Genomic DNA, 277 nt, shown 5'->3' on the forward strand with positions numbered 1-277 from the left:
CAAAGTGAAAGATGGGCTGACACCAACGAAGCCAGAACAACTGTGGGTTGCTGATATTACTTACTTGCCAACTCAAAATGGAGAGAGTTATCTCAGCTTGGTTACAGACGCTTATTCAAGGAAGATTGTTGGTTTTTATGTGGATGACAACATGAAAACTCAATCAGTTAAGCGGGCATTTATCTCAGCTCTCAGGCAACGGCAGAGTGAAGAAAAGCTAATACACCACTCAGATAGAGGCTCACAATACTGTTCGAAGGAATATCAAGATATCCAT

At 41.5% G+C, this 277-nt stretch carries 1 protein-coding gene; it reads left to right on the forward strand.

Features of this window, described 5'->3' with window-relative positions; all coding sequences use genetic code 11:
• Window positions 1–277 (forward strand): DDE-type integrase/transposase/recombinase (locus tag IQR33_RS08715; RefSeq protein WP_193843637.1); only part of this gene is annotated, 277 nt, incomplete at both ends.

It is taken from the genome of Vibrio sp. OPT46 (genome assembly GCF_015163535.1).
Classification (GTDB): domain Bacteria; phylum Pseudomonadota; class Gammaproteobacteria; order Enterobacterales; family Vibrionaceae; genus Vibrio; species Vibrio alginolyticus.